Raw genomic sequence first — 19413 nt, forward strand, 5'->3', positions numbered from 1 at the left:
GCACCGCGCACCCCGCACCACACCCCCCGCACCGCGCACCCCGCACCGCGCACCCCGCACCGCGCACCGCGCACCGCGCACCGGGGTGACCCACGCCCACCCACCAGCCGCAGATCACCACACACCACCCCACACCCCGCACCGTGGTGACCCACGCCCACCCACCAGCCACAAATCACCACGCACAAGCTCGCGCCCGGCGGCGTGGGGTTGGCTCGGGGAGTTTGACCGGACGATGGGGCGCGGGGCGATGACCGGACGCGGGCGGTAACGGAGCGCGGGCGCTAACGGACCGCGAGCAGGTGACGGACCGCGAGCAGGTGACGGACCGCGAGCAGGTGACGAACCGCGAGGCGAGGGCTGGGGTAACGGGCGCGGGCCGGCGAACGTGGCAGGCGTGACCGCTGGTGGCGCGTGAGGGCGGTGGCTTCGCCGGCCACCCGCGTGGGTGGGTAACTTGGCGAATGTGCGATATGCCTCATCGATCGCCGTGGAAAGGTGACCTGTTCGTTGCCCTGGCCCGATAGATTCGCCCGGCTTTACCAAGTTGTTCCGGGCGGCGCGGGGGTCCACGTCGCGGTGACGAGAGAGATCTGATGAAGAAGATTGCGTTCCGGGCCGGCATCGCCGTCCTGGCCACGGCCACGATGCTGCTCACCGGTTGCAGCAGCAGCGACGGTGCCGAGCCGAAGTCCGGCGCCACGACGCAGGCCGCAGCGGACAACGGCGTCGCCGCGCTGACCGCGGACGAGATCCTGACGAAGGCCAAGGAGGCCCTCACCAAGGCCGGTTCGTTCCACTTCGCCGGCTCGGGCACCTCCGAGGGCACGGTCATGACGATGGACTTCAAGGTCTCCGGCAAGGACCTGTCCGGCAAGATGTCGATGGGCGAGGGCGCCGACGTCGAGATCCTGGCCGTCGGTGACAAGCAGTACATGAAGCCGAGCGAGGGCTTCTGGGCTCTGCTGGCCGGTCCGGAGCAGGCCAAGACGATGGCCGCGGCAACCGGCGGCAAGTGGGTCGCGGTTCCGGCCAAGGACTCGACGAGCAGTCTCTTCGCGGCCGCCGACGTCGACGAGCTGCTCAAGCCGACCGGCAAGGTGGCCAAGGGCGAGGTCGTACAGGTCGACGGCAAGCCTGCGGTCACGCTGACCGACAGCGGCGACGCCGACGCCTCGCTGTACATCGCGACGACCGGCGAGCCCTACGTGCTGAGGGTCGGCAAGTCCGCCACCGGTGACGGCATCAAGTTCACCGAGTTCGGCCAGAAGTTCGACATCGCGGCGCCCGCCGCCGACCAGGTCATCGACCAGTCGGCCCTGGGCAAGTAAAGAACGGATCGGGGGTGTGGGAACGGCCCCGCGCACAGCCGGCCCCACACCCCTGAACCGTCCTCTCCCGCTCGAGAGGGATGACCGCGGGAGAGAACGTCTCTAACGGAAGCCGGCCATTCGCCGTCTGCGGGCCGGCAGCAGAACCAGCAGGCCGACGCCGGGCAGCAGGAACGCGCTGCCGACGAGCAGCATGGTCGCCCACTCCTGGCCGGGGCCGGTCTTCGGCAGGGCGCCCGAATCCTCGTCGGTGTCGTCGGACGTAGCCGTGGCGGTGGCCGGCTTGGTGGACGTGGCCGTCTTGGTGGACGTCGCGTTGCCCGTACCGAAGGTGATCCCGACCTGGACCTTGTTGGCTTTGACCTCGTCGTCCGTGTGGCTGGACGGCAGCAGTTGTGCGGCCACCACGCAGCCGTTGTCGCAGCTCTTGCCGCTGAAGGACTTGGTGATGGTGAGGGTGAGCGTCTTCGTCTTGCCTGAGCCGTCGGTGGAGACGAACTCGGCTCCGCCCGTCAGGTTGCAGTCGGTGGCGGTGGCCGGGTTCTTGACGCACTGGCCGAGGGCCAGGTCGGTGAGCCCGGGCGTGAAACCGGTGCCGTAGACCGTGATCTTCTCGCCGTCGGCGATGCCGGTCGTCTTCGAGACGTGCAGCTTGGCCGCGGCCAGCGCGGGAGGCGGCTGCACGAACAGCACGGCGCCGGCGCAGATCAGGCCGGCGGCGGCCGCGGCGGCCGGCCGGCGGAGGGACGGGGTAAGGGCCATCGATGGAACCTCCATGATCGATCGGGGTCAGCCGGCCGGTTCGCCGGACCGGGCCACGGCAGCCTCGTCGGTGCCGAGATAGGACAGGACGACCGCCGGGTGGTTGCGGACCTCGTCGGGCGGGCCCTGGGCGATGACCGTGCCGGCGTCCATGGCGATCAGCCGGTCGGCGACGCGGGACAGCAGCGGCAGGTCGTGCTCGATGACGAGGATCGTGGTGCCGAGTTCGGCGCGGACCCGCAGAATCAGGTCACCGAGCGCCTTCCCGTCGGCCTGGGTGAGGCCGGAGGACGGCTCGTCGAGCAGCAGCAGCCGTGGCCGGAGGGTGAGCAGGCAGCAGAGTTCGACGACGCGGCGGGTGCCGGTGGACAGCTCGCCGACGGGCCGGTCGGCTAGCCAGTCGAGGCCCATGGCGCGCAGGGCGGCGTTGGCGTGTTCCGCCTTGACCGTTTCGGATCGCTCGTCGCCGATGACGTCGAGGGCGAGACGCACGGGGGCGATGTTCTCGGCGGCGACCATCACGTTCTCGCGGACGGTCATCGCGGGAAAGAGGCGGGCGTCCTGGAAGGAGCGCACCAGCCCGGATCGGGCCCGGGCCTCCGGCGTCCAGGAGGTCACGTTCCGGCCCCGGTAGTGGACCACGCCGCCGTCGGAACCGGTGAAACCGGCGAGGATCTCGAACAGCGTGGTCTTGCCGGCGCCGTTGGGGCCGATGATCCCGACGATCTCACCCTCGGTGACGGTGAAGGTGGCGTCCTGCACGGCCCGGACCCCGCCGAACGACCTGCGGATCCCGGTGACCTCCAGCAGCGGCCCGAAGGTCTCGCCGGGTGGCAATGGCTCGGCGGGCAGATGCGCGATGTTCCACAGGCGCGGCGCACTCACCGGGTCGACGGCCGCCGGGCTCGCGGGCTGAGAGCCAGCGGTCTGAGGGGCTCGCAGCCGGCCGGTGAGTCGGCGCCACAGGCGCGGGACGGCGCCCGCAACGAAGCCGCCCAGGCCGTCGGGCAGCAGGACGACCACCAGGAGCCACCCGAAGGTCAGCACCGCCTGTCCGGGAATGCCCAGCGGATAGAGCAGCGGCACCCCGACGATGAGCACCGATCCGAGCAGCGCTCCGCCGGTGCGGGCGAGGCCGCCGACGACCGCGATGGCGACCACGTCGATGCTGGCCGCGGCCGGGAAGTTGTTGATGCTGAGCTGGGACTGCCCGAAGCCGATGACGACACCGCCGAGGCCGGCCAGGGCGCCGCCCACGGCGTACGCCTGGAGTTTGCGCAGTGGCGCCTTGACCGTGAGGGCCCGCCCGGCCTCCTCGTTGTCGCGCAGGGCGAGGAGAAGCCTGCCGAAGCCCCCGCCGCCGAGGCGTGCCGTGACCCACCAGCCGAGGCCGAGCAGGAGCAGCGCGAACAGGTAGTAGTCGGTGGCGACGCTGACCGTGTAGTCGTGCCACACCGGGTAGGCTACGTCCAGGCCGTCGCCGAGCAGCCATGGCCGGCGCAGCAGCCAGCCGCTGGTGGCGAGCGCGAACGCGAGCGTGGTCACGCCGAGCGCGACCCCGCGCAACCGGAGCGCCGGGATGCCGACGAGCACGGCCGACAGCGCTCCCGCGGCACATCCGGCGACCGTGCCGAGGAACATGTTGCCGGTCAGCACCGCGACCTGGACGGCGACGGCCGCCCCGATGCCGGCGAAGCCGAACTGGCCGAGGGAGAGTTCGCCGGCGATGCCAGTCACCAGGATCACCGAGAGCGCGACGAGCGTGAACCCGCAGATCGTGGTGAGGATCGAGGCGGTCGCGTTGCTGACGACGTAGGCCAGCCCGACACCGGAGGCCGCCAGCAGCGCGAGCCCGGCGCGGGCCGCGGCCGAGGGCGCCCGGCGTTCCTGCCGGGGCCAGGGCGCGGCCTGGTCGTCTCGGCGCCCGCCCTGCCTCTGGCGCAGCAGCGAGACGAGGATCGCCAGGCCGAGGACCACGTCGACGAAGCCGCTGCCCTCGCGGGACAGCAGGATCTGTTCGAGGACGCCGACGCCGATGGAGGCTCCGAACGCGATCGGCAGTGACGTCATCCGGGCGATGACCGCGCCGGCCAGGCCGCGCAACAGCAGCTGCGGGCCGAGCGACTCGATGGACTGCACGCCCTGGGTGGGGGTGAGCAGGATGGCCGAGAACGCGGCGATGCCTCCGGCGACGGCCCAGGCGAGGGTGGCCATGCGGGGCGCCGGTACGCCGTTGACGGTGGCCGCGTCCGGATGGTCGGCGGCAGCACGGATGCCGATGCCGTACCTGGTGCGTCGCAGGAAGAATGCGAGCGCGGCCAGCAGCACGGGGGTGAGCAGCAGCATGGCGGTGAGCGAGGAGCCGACCGCGGTGGTGCCGATGCTGAAGGCGGGCAGGCCCGGCGGTTTCGGGTAGGTGGTACCGGAGAAGCTGTCGCGGGACACGAGCAGGGCGAGGACCAGGATGAACTGGGACAGGCCCAGGGTGGCGATCATGCCGATCACGCGGGGGCGCCGGTAGAGGCGGCGGACCACGACGATCTCGATCAGCGCGGCGAGACCGCCGGCGACGACGATGGCGATCGGGAAGGCGAGCCAGTACGGCATGCCGGTGGCGAATCGGGCGAGGACGGCCGCGCCGAAGACGCCGACGGCGCCGTGCGCGAAGTTGACGAACCGGCTGGACCGGAAGACCAGCACGAGACCGATCGCGAGCAGGCCGTAGGTGAGCCCGGTGAACAGTCCGACGGTGAGCCGGTCGAACCCGAGGTCGAACCCCGCGACACTCATTGCGCGTGACCTCCGAGCACCAGCCGACGGGCCAGGTCGGGTGATTCACGCAGCTCAGCGGGCGTGTGCTCGGCGATGATCGTGCCGTGTTCCATGAAGAGCATCCGGTCGGCGACCGACATGGCCACGTTCACCGACTGCTCGATGAGCAGGGTCGCGACCCCGGCCGCGGCCAGCCGCCGGATCAGTTCGAGCAGGCCGCCGACCACGACGGGGGCCAGGCCCAGCGAGAACTCGTCGATCAGCAGGACGTCCGGCCGCTGGATCAGCGTCTTGGCGAGCACGAGCATCTGCCGTTCGCCCCCGGACAGTGTGGACGCGGGCTGGTCGGCGCGGGCCCTCAGCCGGGGGAAGACGGCGAGCGCCCCGTCGACGGCGGTGTCCGGCCTCTCGTGATGCCGGGGCACCGGGTAGGTGTGCATGCGCAGGTTGTCGCGCACCGACAGCGAGCCGAACGCCTGCTGCCCGATGACCGTGGTCAGGCCCATCCGTACCCGCTTGGCGCCGGGCACGGACGTGACGTCCCGGCCGCCCAGCAGCACCGTGCCGGACGACGGGCGGCTGAGGCCGGAGATCATCCGGACCAGGGTGGACTTGCCGACCCCGTTGGGGCCGCAGAGCGCGACCGTCTCGCCTCTGCGCACGGTCAGGTCGATGCCGAAGATCACCTGGACGGCGCCGTATCCACCGGACAGGCCGGTCACCCGGAGGGCCTCACTGTCCAAGGGGAGTCACCTCCCCCTGGTACGTGAAGCAGGAGCACCCGGTGTCGTACTTGAGCACCCGGTATCCGGTGCCGGCCGCGTATCCGCCGGGGCCGATCTTCCCGCCGAACCCGCCTGCCGTCGCGAAGTCGAGTTTCTGGGCCGCGGCGCCCCAGGCCGCGGCGTTCAGGTCGGAGCCGAGCTCGGCGGCGGCACCCTGGAGCAGCAGCGCGGCGTCGCAGTAGGTGAAGGCGACCCGGGCGTTCTCCCTCTTCGGGAAGGTGATCCCGGCTTGCTCGTAGATGTTCAGGCACCGCTTCTCGGCGTCGGTCGCCGGGAACCCCAGCTGCGAGTCCGGTACGTCGTTGGCAGGCGCGAACCCGATGCCGATCATGCCCTCGAGCGACTCGGGCGGAACCGTCCCCGGGTTGTTGACCATGAAGATCGGGCTGTCGAAGGTGGAGATGCCGTAGGTGGCGGTGAAACTCTGTGCCTTGGCGCTGGTCATGAAGAACGGCGCGATCCGGGCCCCGCCCAGGAAGAACACCCGATCGATCTCGCGGCCGCGCAGGTTGACGGCGGCCTGGGACAGCCCGCTGTTGAGCGTGCCGAGGCTGGTCGTGTCGATCCACGAGACGTCGACCTTCACGCCGATCCCGGCGAGCGACGGCACCACGAGCCTGTCGAAGATCGACCTGTTGGCAGGGGTGTCCGCGGCCACGAGGCCCGCCTCCTTACGGCCCTCGAAGAACTTCTCCCGGATGAGTACGGCCAGGAACGACTCGGCGAACGCGTCGTACTCCGGGTAGGTGGCGGTCCACAGGTACGGATTGAGCTGGGTGAACGTGGCCCGGTCGTCGGCGATCAGGGTGGCGTCGAGCATCAGCGTGCGGCGCTGGGCGTAACAGGGCCGGGCGTTGGACTGCAGCTGGCCGGTCAGCACGACGGCGAACGCCCGGTCGTCCTGGGTGATCTGGCTGCACAGCGTGGTCTCGGCGGCCGGGGAGTCCTTGCTCGCCTCGTACTCGCGGTAGACGGCCACCAGCTTGCGCCCGGCGATGCCACCGTTCGCGTTGACGTACGACTCGAGGGCTTCGACCTGGTCCGCGGGTTTGCCGACGTCGGCGTTCTTGAAGCCGGTCATCGAGGCGGTCGCGGTCAGGTCGGTGCCGATGAAGACGACCTTGACCGAGTCGCCGGTGACGCCGGGGCCGTTGCCGGACGCACCTCCGGCGCTGTCGGCTCCCGGCATGAGCGTGCCGCAGCTGGTGTAGGCGAGTACCGCGGCCACCAGCACGGCGCCGACCCGGATCGAGGGCGACCTCATCGTTCCTCCTCCTCGAAGAGGGTGATCTCGCGGGGATAGCGGCGGGCCATCACGTGCCCGAGGGCGTCCAGGTCGAGCACCGAGTCGCCGCCACCCTGACCGCGGCCGACCATCTCGCGCAGGTGGTCGAGGCTGAGCTGGGCACCGGCCATCCGGCGCAGGCGGCGGGCGCCGGGCGCGTCGTCGAAGACGAGGAACGCGCCGAGGCTGCCGAGCCGCACCACCGACGGCAGCGTGGTGCGGGACGGATCGGCCCAGGCCAGGTCGTCCTTGCGGCGCAGCAATCGGCGCGACACGCCCCAGGCGATCAGGATCAGACCGAGAACATTGATCAAGAGCAGGCCCCATGGGTACGCGTGAAGCGTGATCCGTGCCTGCGCCAGCCCGCTCACGTCCACCTGGACCACGTACCGGCCGAACGCGGCGAGCGGGATCTCGATCGGCACCCGCAGGGTGCGGCTCTGCCCCGGGCCCAGGCCGGCGATCTGCTGCTGGTGCACGACGTTGTCGTCGCCGCCTCCGCCGAGTCGCGCCCGCGCGGTGGCGCCGGCCAGCGTCGACGTCGTCGGGTTGCGGATCGTGTAGATCAGCGTGAGTCTGTCGGGCGCGCCGAACCAGGCGGCCGCGGTGCCGCCGGTGAGCCGCGCGTCCTGCACGATCAGCTCCCGTACCGGGTCGGCGCCCTTCGGGATCTGCCCGACGGCGTGACCGGTCAGCGTGATCGGCAGGTTGACGGTGGCGTCCGTGTCGCCCTGCACGGCGGCGATGTGGACGACGCAGGGACATGCCCTCGGTGGTTCGCCGACGGTCAGGTCGACGACGAACGTGCCGTCCCCGCGGACCGGGGTGGCCAGCGCGCCGCGGGTGTCGCACGCGCCGGAGCCGGTCACGCCGCCCTCGCCGCAGGTGACGAACTGGAGCAGCTGATGCGGTTCCCAGCCCTCGCCGGTGACCCGGATCTGTTCGCCGGGCGAGGCCTCGCTCACCGACAGGCGGGCCACGAGGCCGCCGGCCCGGACGGGTGTCGCGGCGGCGAGCAGGAGGAACGTGATAGCCGCCAGGACCGTGCAACGCCTCATCCGGTGGTCACCAGCCCGCGGGGCCGGGCCTCGCGGCTGCGGATGCGGCGGTACATGCTCCACCGGACTCCTGCGGCCAGCGCGACGATCAGCACGACTCCGGTCCAGGACCAGACGAACGTACGGTCGGACCTGCGGGCGTAGACACCGCCGTCGGCCTTGACCACGACCGAGGTGGTGACGACGTCGAACGGCCAGACACCCTCGGCGCGCATGGTGAACTGCCCTTCGGCGCCGGGCACCATGTCGCTGGACGGCAGCGAGCCGGTGACTCTGATCGAGTGTCCGAAGAGGCCGGTGGCGCGGACCGTGGCGTCCGGCATGAGGTGCACGTTGCCGATGTTGGCGACGGTGTAGGTCAGGTCGCCGCGCGCCGGGACCGGCAGCAGCGGCGAGTCGATGCCGACGTCGAGCTTCGCCACCGACAGGCCGGGCACGACGGTGCCGGCGACCCGCAGGTAGACCCGGGCGCCGACGGCCCGCTGGATGCGCACGGTGGCTCCGCCGGCCTCGGCGGAGCCGCTCGGCTCGGCTTCCATGGCGACCACACCGCCGACGTGGTCGCCGGGCGTGGCCTGGGCCGGGACCGTGATGGTGAACGGCACGTCGGCGCTGGCGCCGCCGGGAACGGTGATCCTTGCGACCACCGAGCTGACCCAGGCGCCGAGGCCGACCTGAGCGCGGTCCCTGGTGCGCAGCGCGAAGCCGCCGTCCTTGAGCGTGTTGTAGGCGTCGGCCCCGTAGAGGACGAACGACTTCGGGTCCTTGCCCAGGTTGGTGACCCGGACCGACTCCTTGACGGTCTGGCCGGGGCTCGCGTCCAGGAAGAAGTAGAGGCGGGGTGTTGGCCCCGGGTTCTTCGCCGGCGTCGGTGTGACCGCCCAGTCGCCGTTTCCACCGGCCACAGCGGGGGTGGCCGGGATCAGGAGCGCCGTGGCCAGAGCCAGCACGGCCACGAGAATCCGCATGGTTGTCCCTCCATCGGCTTCGAAAGGGGAGAACGGGTGGGAGACGGTGGCGGCCGTCCCCCACCCTTCGGATCAGCTCAGCGTCAGGGTGAGCGTCGCCGTGTAGGTGCCGGCCAGCTGCAGGCCGGGCACCGTGAGAGCCAGCTCGGCGGAGGCGTCGAAGGAGCCGCCCGTACCGGCGGTGCTCTCCGGGCCCTTGCAGAGCGTTCCGGCGTTGACCTTCTCCCCGGCGGTGCCGGGTGCCGCGGTGACCAGGTTGGTGGCCCCGGCGTGCGCGGCACAGGCCGGCGTCCAGGTGAGGGCGTCGGCCGGGATCGTTCCCCCGGGCACACCGGCGAAGTCGGTGACCTCCGCGGTCAGGTCCCACCCGAAGGTGCTGCCCCGGTAGTCGGTCACGTTGATCACCGGCAGGTCGGCGGTGGCGGTCTGTGCCGCGCCGTTGATCGTCACCCCGTCGAAGGCGATGGAGCTGGAACCCGCCCCGCGGGCCATCGCCAGGGAACCACCGGTGACGGTCTGCGACAGCTCGTAGGTGAGGTCGCACTCCCCGTCGACGCTGCCCGTCGCGGCGACGCAGGAGTCCGCCGAGGCGGTCCACGCGGCGAGCGCGAAGAGCTGCCCCGACGACGCGCCGATCCAGGCGGTCGCCGGGTCGTTGACGGTGAACGAGGCGGTGATGCCGCCGGTCGCCGTCGCGGTGGCGGTGACCGCCGCGTCGGAGGTGGCCGGAGGCGGTGGCGCCCCGGTGAGCGCCTTGTAGCCGCCGACCGACACCGTGCTGCCGGGGTTGAAGCCGGTGCCCTTGACGGTGACGGCCGTACCGGCACCGCCGCCCGCGGGCGTGATGGTGATCGCCGGCGTGCCGAGGATCGTGATGGATGCGAGGACGGTGTTGGCGCCGTCGGTGACCGCCACCGAACGGTCGCCGGTGACCGCACCGGCCGGGACCGCGATCGAGCCGGTGCCGGCCCCGTTCGCCCCCGTCGTCCCGGTTCCGCTGCCGTCGCCCGTACCGCCACCGGAGGCGTCCTTGAGCGACGCGGTGAGCGACGCGTCCGGGGCGAGACCGGTGACCGAGAAGTTGATCGTGTTGCCGGCCCGGGCGGCGGTGACGCCGGTCTGACCGGTGATGCTCGTGATGGTCGCCCCGCCGTCGAAGACGCTGACGGCCTGCACGATCGTGGTGTCCGCCGGTGCCGCCTTGTGGTCCCGGTCGCCCGCTGCCGAGCAGTACGTGGACGCCGTGGTGTTGGCGAACTTGACCTGCTTGACGGTCAGGCCGACCGAGCCCGCCGCGCCCGCGACGAAGGTGCCGGTGGCGGTGAAGCCGCCGAGCTTGGCGGCCGCCGCGACGGCACCGGACGGGTAGTTGGCCTGGTTGAGCGTGACCGTGCCGGTCTGGGAGCCGGAGATCCCGACCGTGACGGCCACCGGCACGCTGCCGGCGGTGAGCGGAACCGGGCCGTTGGTGGACCCCTCCGCCGCGGTGAGCGAGACGGTCACGGTCTGTCCGGGCTTCGGCGACGCCGGAGTCTGGGTCAGGGTGAACGTGTCGGCCCATGTGCTCGGGGAGGAACCGGTGCCGGCGTCACTGAAGTAGATCCGGCACCCGAGGGAGTTGGCGGTCGGGCCGTACGCGGCGGCGGGCGCCTGGACGACGATGACGCCGGCCAGGGCGGCCGCTGCCGCGATCAGGACCTTACGAACGGTGGGTTTCATGGTTGGTGCCGCGTCCCCTTCTCTCGGATGGGTGCACCCCCGACGCCTGCGCGACGGTGGTGTTCTAGCGCGCGGTACGCATCCAGTCTCCTTGACGTTTCCCTAGAGGAAACGGTGTTTTCTTTCTGCGTGGGATCTATAAACGCAGTCCGCAACACTCATGTCAACCCACCGACCAGCCTTATCTCGCCCTGCGATACAGCGTTTCCGAAAATTGCGGACAGTCGCGTCAGTTCGGAAACACCGCGGAAACCGGTCCGCCCGAGCCCAGCCGCCACACCGCCGCCGACAGGGCACCGACCGCATCGACCGATATCGCACGACTGGCGTTGCCGGTGAATTTCCGGTTCACCTCGCCGGCGCTCAGCGGATGGCCGGGACCGCCGCGCGAGGAGGCCACCCGGTGCTCCAGGACCGTCCCGGACCTGGTCCGTACGCGCAGCACCCCGGCGAACGCGCGCGGGAACGCCGCGGTGGCGCCCGGGTCGGCGTACATCCGCACCCGCGCGGCCAGCGCCAGCCGCCGCGGGTCCAGCCGGGCGAAGTCGTCCAGCCCCACCCCCAGGCCGCCACCGCCGGTCAGGGCGACGGCCAGCGTGTACGGGCCGGAGAACTTCGCGTGATAGCCGGTGCGCGGTGCCGCCTTCTCGGCGGCCGGCTCGGCGATCGTGCGCAGCACCGGCTCGGCCACACCCAGCTCGGCGCTCTCCACGTCGTCCGGATCCAGGCCGGCCGCGCGCAGGGCGAGGGCACAGTCGATGCCGGCATGGGTGAAATGATTCGAGGGGTACGGCTTGAACACCGTCCGCAGCAGCTCCCAGCGCTCCCCCAGACCGTCGGTCACGGCGTCCGGGATGAACCGGCCGGTGTGCGCGGTGAAGAACCCGAACCGGCCCTCGAGCACGGTCGGCGGCCCGGTCAGCCCCGCCTCGGCCAGGGTCGCGGCCACCACGCCGCCGTGCGCCGCCCAGCCGCAGTGCGCCCGCTTCACCGAGCCGCCGGTGCGGTTCGCCTCCAGCACGCCGGCGCCCATCGACGCGGCGATCCCGATCGCGTCCGCGATCCCCCGCGCGTCCAGTTCGTAGAGGCGGGCCACCGCCACCGCGGCGCCGATCGTGCCGCAGATCGAGGTGGCGTGCTGACCACGTTCGAAGTACAGGTTCGCGCCAGTCTCCGGGTCGCAGCCGGCCATGCCGAGCCGGTTGGTCACCTCGATGCCGGCCGCGATCGCCGCGATCAGGTCACCGGGCGCACCGGCCTCGGCCGCGGCCAGCGCCGCGGGCACCACCGAAGCGCTCGGGTGCAGCACCGACGGCAGGTGCGTGTCGTCGAAGTCCAGCGAGTGCGCCAGCACCCCGTTGACGAACGCGGCCGACGGCGCCGGCAGCCGGTCGCCGTAGCCGAGCACGGTGGACTCCGGCACGCCCGCCCAGCGGCGCATCACGGCCAGTGCCGCGGGCGCCGCGTCGGCGTCGGACTCCGCGTACGCGGCCAGACTGTTCCCGAGCACGTCGAGGATCCGGGTCGGCACGTCGGCGCGCACCTTCTCCGGTGGATCGACCTTGGCCGCGAACTCCCCCAGGGCCCGCGCGAGGGTCATGTGACTACCGCCAGCGGCCGCACCGGGGAACCGGTCGCGCCGACGAGTCTCAGCGGCGCGAGGATGAATTGGAACTCGGTCACCCCGGCGTCGGCCAGCCCGGACAGCAGCATCGTCTCGACGATGTTGATACCGGCCTCGACCAGCAGGATCCGGTGCACCGGCAGGCTCGCGTGACCGGCTCCGGGCGCGATCCGCTCGTACGCGATCGTCTCCGCCCCGGTCACCGCGACCCTCCGCTCGGCCAGCCAGCGCGCTGCCTCCTCGCCCGGGCCGGGCACGCCTTCGGACGTACCCAGGAAGGCTTGTCCGTCGCCGAACCGCCGTGACCAGCCGGTCCCGATGAGAACCGCATCGCGCGCGTTGATCTCGAGGTCGCCGGAGGCGGCCGTCAGGTCCGCGGCCGTCACCTCGTAGCCCGGCGGCAGCACCTCCACCCCGTGCACTCTCGCGACATCGAGAAAGATCCCCCGGCCGACGTACGGGGGAAACTCGTCGATGCCGAGCCGGGCGAACCCGGTGTCGGACTGCACGTCGGCGGCGACCACCCCGCCGTGCAGAAGGCCGTCCTGCGACACGTGTGCCAGCGCGTCGACGTGCGTGCCGACGTGCGTACCCATCACCAGGATGTCGTTGGCGGCCGAGCCACCGCCGGCGCGCACCATGTCGCCGTGCCGCCGGACCAGCGCGTGTGCGTAGGCCGGATGGTTCGGCGACTGTGGCATGCCGCGGCGCATGGGCTGCGCCAGATCGAAAACCTTCACTCAGATAACCCCTTCGGCCCGGAGCCTCGCCCGTTCTTCCTCGTCGTAGCCGAGGTCCGCGAGCACATCGTCGGTGTCCGCACCGTGCGGCCGGCCGGTCCAGCGGATCGATCCGGGCGTCTGCGACAGGCGGTACAGCGGGCCGGGCATGCGCACCGGCCCGAGCGTCGGATCGTGCGCGGTCGTGATCGAGTCACGCGCGATGAACTGCGGGTCGGCGAAGACGTCCGCGATGTCGTAGACCGGGCCGATCGCCGCCTGCGCCTTCTCGAACTCGTCGGTGACCGTCTTCGCGTCCCGCGCGGCGATCCAGCCGCCGACCGCCTCGTCCAGGACGTCGGCGTGCGCGGCCCGGCCCACCCCCGTCGCGAACCACGGTTCGTCGATCAGCTCCGGGCGTCCGACCAGTCGCATCACCCTCTCGGCGATGGCCTGGGCGCTCGTGGAGATCGCCAGCCAGCGGCCGTCGGCGGTGCGGTAGGTGTTGCGCGGCGCGTTGTTGACGGAACGGTTACCGGTCCGGCGTTGCACCTGGCCCAGCTGGTCGTAGACCATCGCCTGCATGCCGAGGACGGTGAGCATCGGCTCGACGATGGCCAGGTCGACGACCTGCCCCGGCCCGTCGTGCACGTCCCGGTGGTACAGAGCGGTCATGATCGCCTGGGCCGTGGTCAGCGCTGCGATGCCGTCAGCCAGCCCGAACGGCGGCAGGGTCGGCGGTCTGTCCGGGTCGCCCGTGATGGCCGCGAAACCGCTCATCGCCTCAGCGAGGGTCCCGAATCCGGGGCGGTGCGAGTACGGCCCGAACTGCCCGTATGTAGTGACTCTTGCGATGATCAACTTCGGGTTGATCTCAAGCAATTCCGCCGGCGCCAATCCCCAGCGCTCCAGGGTTCCCGGCCTGAAGTTCTCGATGAGCACGTCAGTCCGTTTCAGTGCCCTTCTCAGGACCTCTGCGCCTTTTTCAGTGCTCAGGCCGAGTGTGATGGTGCGCTTGTTGCGGGCCAGCATGGTCCACCAGAGCGGAACACCGTCCTTCGACGGGCCGTGGCCGCGAGCCGGATCCCCCTTGACCGGGTGCTCGATCTTGGTCACGTCGGCGCCGTAGTCACCGAGGATCGTCGCGGCCAGGGGTCCGGCGAACAGGGTCGACGCGTCGATGACGCGGACTCCCTCGAGAGGGCTGTGCATGACACACCCTAACCGCTCTGTTCCGTTAAGGGAAACCTCGTTACTGTGTGCGAAACAGTTCTGCGCACGGAGGTCGCCTGATGAGCCGTTACGATCTGCTGGTCCGCGGAGGCACCCTGGTCGTGCCCTACCTGGGAACGATCCGGGCCGATCTGGCCACCAAGGACGGCAAGGTCGCCGCGATCGCTGTTTCCCTCCCCCCTGACGAGGCGGACACCGTCCTCGACGCCACCGGCAAACTCGTCTTCCCGGGCGCCGTCGACGCACACTTCCACCTGGGCATCTATCGCCCACTCCCGGTCGACGCGGCGGAGGAGACCCGATCGTCACTGGTCGGCGGGGCGACCACGGTGCTGTCCTACTTCCGCACCGGCCAGCACTACCTCAACAAGACCGGGCCGTACGCCGGCATCTTCCCGGAGGTGCTGTCCTCCGTCGCCGGCCACGCGTGGACCGACTACGGCTTCCACCTCGCGCCGATGGACACGGCCCAGGTCGGCGAGGTCTCGTCGCTGGTCGAGGAGAGCGGCGTCAGCTCGTTCAAGTACTACATGTTCTACAAGGGCTTCAACCTCTCGGCGGACTCCCGGGACGCGAAGGCCTTCACCATGAGCGACGAGTACGACCTGGGCCACCTCTACCAGCTCATGGAGGCCGTCGCCGCCGCCAACGGCGCCTCGGACCGTCGCGTCTCCCTGTCGCTGCACTGCGAGCAGGCCGAGCTGATGCGCCTGTTCATCGACCGCGTACGCAACAGCGGCGACCCGCAGACCCTGAAGGCGTACTCCGACGCCCGCCCGCCACTGACCGAACGCGTCGCCATCGGCGAGGCCACCACCCTGGCCCGCGCCACCGACTGCGCCATCAACCTGCTGCACCTGTCATCGGGCGAGGCGCTGGCCGCCGCCCGCGAGGCCCGGATCGCCATGCCCGAGGTCGACATGCGATTCGAGGTGACCCTGCACCACCTGTGCCTCACCCACTCCGAACTCGACGCCCGGGGCGGACTCGGCGGCAAGGTGAACCCGCCCATCCGTACCGCCGCCGACACCGAGGCCCTGTGGGCCGGCGTCGTCGACGGCACCGTCGGCTGGGTGGCGTCCGACCACGCCTGCTGCCTGGAGCAGGAGAAGGGCGACCAACTGTGGCCGGCCCTGCCCGGTTTCGGCGGGACGGCGCTGCTCTATCCGATCCTGATCAGCGAGGGCATGCACAGGCGGGGCCTCTCCCCCGCCCGCGTGGCCGAGCTGGTGTCGGCCAACCCGGCCCGCGCCTACGGCCTGGACGGCCGCAAGGGCAACCTGCTGATCGGATACGACGCCGACCTGGCGATCATCGACCCCGACCTGGAACAGGAGGTCACCACCGACCTCCTGCTGTCCGGCCAGGACCACTGCCCCTTCGAGGGCCGCAAGGTCCGGGGCTGGCCGGTCGCCACCGTACTCCGGGGTGAGATCGCCTACCTGAACGGCGAGGTGCTCGGCTCACCGCGAGGCGCCTTCGTGGCCCGCTGAGCGGGTCGGGCCGGCCACTCGCGTGGCCGGCCCGAAAACGTCAGACGTCGGGCTTCAGTCCCACCGAGATCTGGGCGGGTGTGGCGTAGGCCAGTTCCGGCACCGCCACCGAGAAAGGCCCCGAGGCGTTCTCGCCGACCGCCTTCATCCGATGCTTCTCAGCCACTCGCGAAAGCTCCCGCAACGCGTCGGAGGCTTTCTCCTCCATGAGGCTGATGTCGGTGCTGAGCCGGCTCATCGCGTTGGCGATGTTCGAGGCGACCTCGGTCGCAGTCGGTGCCGCGAGCGGTACCGTCTGCTCCTCCTTGGCCTGAGGGACCAGTCCGCCACTCACCGTTCCCGAGACCTCCATGAACAGCGCCGCCCCCAGTACCCCCCAGCCCGGCGCGAGAGCTCCCGCAACAGTGCCGACGACGACGAGCGCGATGGAGGCCCACTTGCAGGCGTCCTCGGCCGAACAGGCTCCGTTGCTCAGCGCCTGTGTCGCCTTGATCCCGTTCGCCAGGAGGTCGAGCACCGACTGCCGCTGCCGGATGTAGATGACTTTCGTCAGTTTCATCTGTTCACCGGTGATGCGGGCCAGCTCCCCGTGATTCGGGATGGTGCCCTGCAACGGGGTCACGAAGCTGTCGACGAAGCTGTCCTTGAACTTACCGGCCCATTCATCCAGGTCGGTACGGACATCGTTGATCCGGCCGAGTTGATCACCCGCTCCGATCCAGGCACCGTTCGCGTCCGTTCGGCCTGTGAACAGCGCCTCGACGTACCTCAGGGAGTCGATGAGGGGATTGAATTGATCCGGATCGGGAACGAGGTATCGCTCGAAGGAGGGAATGATCCATTCGAAGTCCTCGGTTCGCACACGTTCCCGATACTGCTCGACCTCCTCGTGCGGAATGGCGTAGATCGGTGCCTCACCGGGATGCGCGTTCGCCCACTTGTCCTCCACCGACCTGCTCCACGATGACGCGTCCTGGAGTGTCTGCCGGATCAGCTCCTCCTTGAGCTTTCGGGCGTCACGCCGGACAGCGTCCTCGAAGGCGGCGCCCGCCAAGTGCGGCGGCGTGGTCACGTCGAACTGCCGCACGGTCCCCACATCAGCCATCACACTCTCCTCCCGGCCAGGTCACGGCGTCGGCCGTGAAGGCGGCGGGTACGACTCCCGGGCAGGCGGCAGGGAGTTCGGGTCCGTGCCCAGGTTCTCCCGGTGATAGGCCTCCAGGATGCTCTCGGCGTTCTCGCCGTCGGTACGGTCGAACACCTCGGTGGCCACCCGGACTCCACCGGCCGCCTCATTGACGACGTCGCCCATGTGGGTCAGGAGGGCCTGCATCGTCGAACGGAGGTCCTCCCACGCCCCGCCGACCGAGCTCACCAGGAAGCCGGTTCCGGGGCCGATGTCGTCGACGGGAAACGCGGATCGGTTCCCCGTCGCACCACCCAGCACCCGACCGGCGTCGTAGAAGACGTCGGCGATACGCGGAAGGTGAACCTCCGAGACCCGCCACAGCCGATGCAGGTCTCCACCGGTGACATCCGCCATCTCTTCCTCCCCGTTGAACGCGTTCAGATTTCGCGCGGCCGGCGGCGCCGCAACACCACGAACACCACACCGGCGATCACGACCACACCCGCGGCGGCCAGCAGCCAGATCCAGACGGGCGCGCCTCCGTCGTCCACGGACGGTGCGTCCCGGGGCACCTCCGCGGCGAAGATCCGGCTCCCGGTCACGTCGATCAGATAGATCGCCCCGTTGGCGCCCGGACCGGCGACGACATCCACCGGATCCAGCAATCCGAACGGATCAACGGGAAGGCCCATCACGGTGGAGATCGCGCCGTTGGCACTCAGCCAGCGCACTTCCCTCCGTGCGTTGTCCACGACGTAGACACCTGATCCGCTGACGCCGACCGAATACACGTCGTCCAACGCCCGGTCAGCAGGCGGCCACGCCTTGCCCTCACCCACCGTCCACCGGTCCTCCTCCGGCAAGGTGACGGGCGCGACTGCGTCGTCGCGCACCCGGAACAGGTAGTGGCCGGCGATCCAGAGATCTCCGTGCGAATCGACCGCCAGGCTGTTCGGCGACGGAACAGGTGTGTACGACTGCGGAGCGGCCCCGTCACCCGCGACGACACTCTCCGCTCCGCCAGAGGCGTAGGCCAGTACACGGCCGTTGTCACGGTCGGACACGAATACCGTGCCGTCCGCCGACACCGCCAGTCCGCGCAGTTCCCGTGGGTCGCGGCTGTCAGTGACCTCCGCGCGGACGGTGATCGTGCCGTCAGGCGCGAGAGCATAGATCCGGCTGACGCCCGCGTCGGCGATGTAGACGGCCCCGTCGGTACCGATCGCGACCTCCGTCGGCGCGCGCAAGGAAACGGTCGTTCCCTTCGCCCCTCCCGGCAGCCCACCGGTCTCGCCGTCGTCACTGCCGTCACCGGCGATCGTGCTGATGGTGCCGTTCACCGCGACGGCCCGGATCCGGTGATTGCCGGTGTCCGCGATGTACATCACGCCGTCCGGTGCCACCGCGGCACCGTGCGGCGCCGATAACTTGGCCGACGAGGCGGGACCGCCGTCCCCGCCGAACCCCAGGCCGTTTCCACCGGCGATCAGGGTCAGCGAGCCGGCACCGTCGTCGGCCGCTGCCGGGCCCGGTGCCGAGAAGACATACAGCATCGCCATCACAGCCGCGAGAATCCGGCGCCCCGTCACGAATTTTGTGTACCACACACCAGCGCATACGTTGGTTGTCGTCGATCGGTTCGGGGGGCGGCCTCGAAAGCGGGAGGGTGACATGAATGCCGATGGCGCGGACTTCGGTGAGCAGCTTCGTGCGATGTCGGCCAGGGGAACATCGCCCGATGGTCAAATTCGGGCATTGATCTCCGGTGACCTCAGTCTGCGGATCACCTTTTCCCGCGGCACCTTCGAGTGGTACGACGAACGGGGCTTGAGCAGGCAACTCGCCGGTCTCGGGACCAACACCTGGGTGGCCTGGGAACGGGAGCGCAGGGACATCTACCGCCGATCACAATCGCTCACGACTGAGGAGGCCGCGCAGGAGCGCCGCACCGCCGGTGATTCCCGGCAGGAGAGATTTGCGAGCGGTCTGCGGGAATTGGAGTGCGAAGCCGGTTCACCATCTGCAGTTCTACACATTCGGACGACCGGCATGATCAATTGGCAGGTGGAGATCGAACCCGGTGCTCTGCGGCAATTTCGTGAACAGGATTTCATCGGCGAGATGACCGGTGCGTTCGCGAACCTGATGCGGGACCGGGAGCGCAAGCTCATCCTCCTCAAGGCCGAACACTTCGACCTCGGCATCCCCCGCTCGTGGCGCGACCGCGTCCGATGATCGGGAGCCACTCGTTGTCCCTGCGGCGCATGTCGGGAAGCCGATGTCAGTCGATCGAGCGCTACGGATCGCCGGCGCCAGACGTCACGCTAGTCCGGTGGCAACGCGTCAGGGCATCGACACGCTCTGCACCGAGGCTCAGGCCAGGATCGCCCAGCTGCGTCTGGACGAGATCTTCGGCGATGAGATCTCCGGTTCCGGGTCGGTAACCGGAAACGCTTGTGGGGCTTCATCGCCGCCGGAGTCTTCTACCTCCTGTGGTGGGATGCCTCACACCTCGTCTGCCCGGTGGAGCACGAA

Annotated in this window: 16 protein-coding genes; 3 read left to right on the forward strand and 13 right to left on the reverse strand. The window is 70.3% G+C overall.

What is annotated here, in order from left to right; translation table 11 throughout:
* The first annotated feature begins 596 nt into the window (after positions 1-596).
* On the forward strand, positions 597-1331 hold the full coding sequence (locus CLV67_RS48860) for a hypothetical protein (RefSeq protein ID WP_106330842.1): 735 nt from the start codon (positions 597-599) through the stop codon (positions 1329-1331).
* A gap of 102 nt (positions 1332-1433) precedes the next feature.
* Here CLV67_RS48860 and CLV67_RS48865 read toward each other — a convergent pair whose 3' ends face one another.
* The 10 genes from CLV67_RS48865 to CLV67_RS48905 all read right to left on the reverse strand — a co-directional run bounded on the left by CLV67_RS48865 (position 1434) and on the right by CLV67_RS48905 (position 14235).
* The gene (locus tag CLV67_RS48865; protein WP_170154299.1) at positions 1434-2093 is read right to left on the reverse strand and encodes a neocarzinostatin apoprotein domain-containing protein; all 660 of its coding nucleotides are present in this window, start codon (positions 2091-2093) and stop codon (positions 1434-1436) included.
* A gap of 27 nt (positions 2094-2120) precedes the next feature.
* Entirely contained in the window at positions 2121-4883 is a 2763-nt protein-coding gene (locus CLV67_RS48870) for an ABC transporter permease subunit (RefSeq protein WP_106330844.1), read from the reverse strand.
* On the reverse strand, positions 4880-5608 hold the full coding sequence (locus tag CLV67_RS48875; protein ID WP_106330845.1) for an ABC transporter ATP-binding protein: 729 nt from the start codon (positions 5606-5608) through the stop codon (positions 4880-4882). The genes CLV67_RS48870 and CLV67_RS48875 overlap by 4 nt, the downstream gene beginning before the upstream one ends.
* A complete protein-coding gene (locus CLV67_RS48880) occupies positions 5598-6914 on the reverse strand; it encodes an ABC transporter substrate-binding protein (RefSeq protein ID WP_170154300.1) in 1317 nt (438 codons plus the stop codon). Before CLV67_RS48880 ends, CLV67_RS48875 begins: the two co-directional genes overlap by 11 nt.
* Complete coding sequence (locus CLV67_RS52520) at positions 6911-7993, reverse strand: hypothetical protein (RefSeq protein ID WP_170154301.1); 1083 nt, start codon at positions 7991-7993, stop codon at positions 6911-6913. The genes CLV67_RS48880 and CLV67_RS52520 overlap by 4 nt, the downstream gene beginning before the upstream one ends.
* Positions 7990-8961, reverse strand: coding sequence for a WxL protein peptidoglycan domain-containing protein (locus tag CLV67_RS48885; protein ID WP_106330847.1), 972 nt, complete (start codon positions 8959-8961; stop codon positions 7990-7992). Before CLV67_RS48885 ends, CLV67_RS52520 begins: the two co-directional genes overlap by 4 nt.
* A gap of 72 nt (positions 8962-9033) precedes the next feature.
* The gene (locus CLV67_RS48890) at positions 9034-10680 is read right to left on the reverse strand and encodes a neocarzinostatin apoprotein domain-containing protein (protein WP_106330848.1); all 1647 of its coding nucleotides are present in this window, start codon (positions 10678-10680) and stop codon (positions 9034-9036) included.
* 229 nt (positions 10681-10909) lie between these two features.
* Complete coding sequence (locus tag CLV67_RS48895) at positions 10910-12280, reverse strand: MmgE/PrpD family protein (protein WP_106330849.1); 1371 nt, start codon at positions 12278-12280, stop codon at positions 10910-10912.
* The gene (locus tag CLV67_RS48900; RefSeq protein ID WP_203737904.1) at positions 12277-13044 is read right to left on the reverse strand and encodes a cyclase family protein; all 768 of its coding nucleotides are present in this window, start codon (positions 13042-13044) and stop codon (positions 12277-12279) included. Before CLV67_RS48900 ends, CLV67_RS48895 begins: the two co-directional genes overlap by 4 nt.
* The gene (locus tag CLV67_RS48905) at positions 13045-14235 is read right to left on the reverse strand and encodes a CaiB/BaiF CoA transferase family protein (RefSeq protein WP_106330850.1); all 1191 of its coding nucleotides are present in this window, start codon (positions 14233-14235) and stop codon (positions 13045-13047) included.
* A gap of 80 nt (positions 14236-14315) precedes the next feature.
* Here CLV67_RS48905 and CLV67_RS48910 point away from each other — a divergent pair, with 80 nt between their 5' ends.
* Complete coding sequence (locus tag CLV67_RS48910; RefSeq protein WP_106330851.1) at positions 14316-15749, forward strand: dihydroorotase; 1434 nt, start codon at positions 14316-14318, stop codon at positions 15747-15749.
* A gap of 40 nt (positions 15750-15789) precedes the next feature.
* Here the strand turns inward: CLV67_RS48910 and CLV67_RS48915 are convergent, their stop codons facing one another.
* From CLV67_RS48915 to CLV67_RS48925, 3 genes are all read right to left on the reverse strand, one after another.
* On the reverse strand, positions 15790-16698 hold the full coding sequence (locus CLV67_RS48915; RefSeq protein WP_146169629.1) for a hypothetical protein: 909 nt from the start codon (positions 16696-16698) through the stop codon (positions 15790-15792).
* Between the two features lie 177 nt (positions 16699-16875).
* A complete protein-coding gene (locus CLV67_RS48920; RefSeq protein ID WP_106330853.1) occupies positions 16876-17292 on the reverse strand; it encodes a hypothetical protein in 417 nt (138 codons plus the stop codon).
* Between the two features lie 23 nt (positions 17293-17315).
* Positions 17316-18467 (reverse strand): NHL domain-containing protein, encoded by a 1152-nt coding sequence (locus CLV67_RS48925; RefSeq protein ID WP_170154302.1) that lies wholly within the window; start codon positions 18465-18467, stop codon positions 17316-17318.
* Positions 18468-18549: 82 nt separating this feature from the next.
* Between CLV67_RS48925 and CLV67_RS51575 the strand changes: the two genes are divergently transcribed.
* Positions 18550-19113 carry a hypothetical protein gene (locus CLV67_RS51575; RefSeq protein ID WP_146169630.1) on the forward strand — a complete coding sequence of 188 codons (564 nt, stop codon included), beginning with the start codon at positions 18550-18552 and terminating at the stop codon, positions 19111-19113.
* The last annotated feature ends 300 nt before the right edge of the window (positions 19114-19413 follow it).

Origin of the sequence: Actinoplanes italicus (genome assembly GCF_003001815.1) — a bacterium.
Classification (GTDB): domain Bacteria; phylum Actinomycetota; class Actinomycetes; order Mycobacteriales; family Micromonosporaceae; genus Actinoplanes; species Actinoplanes italicus.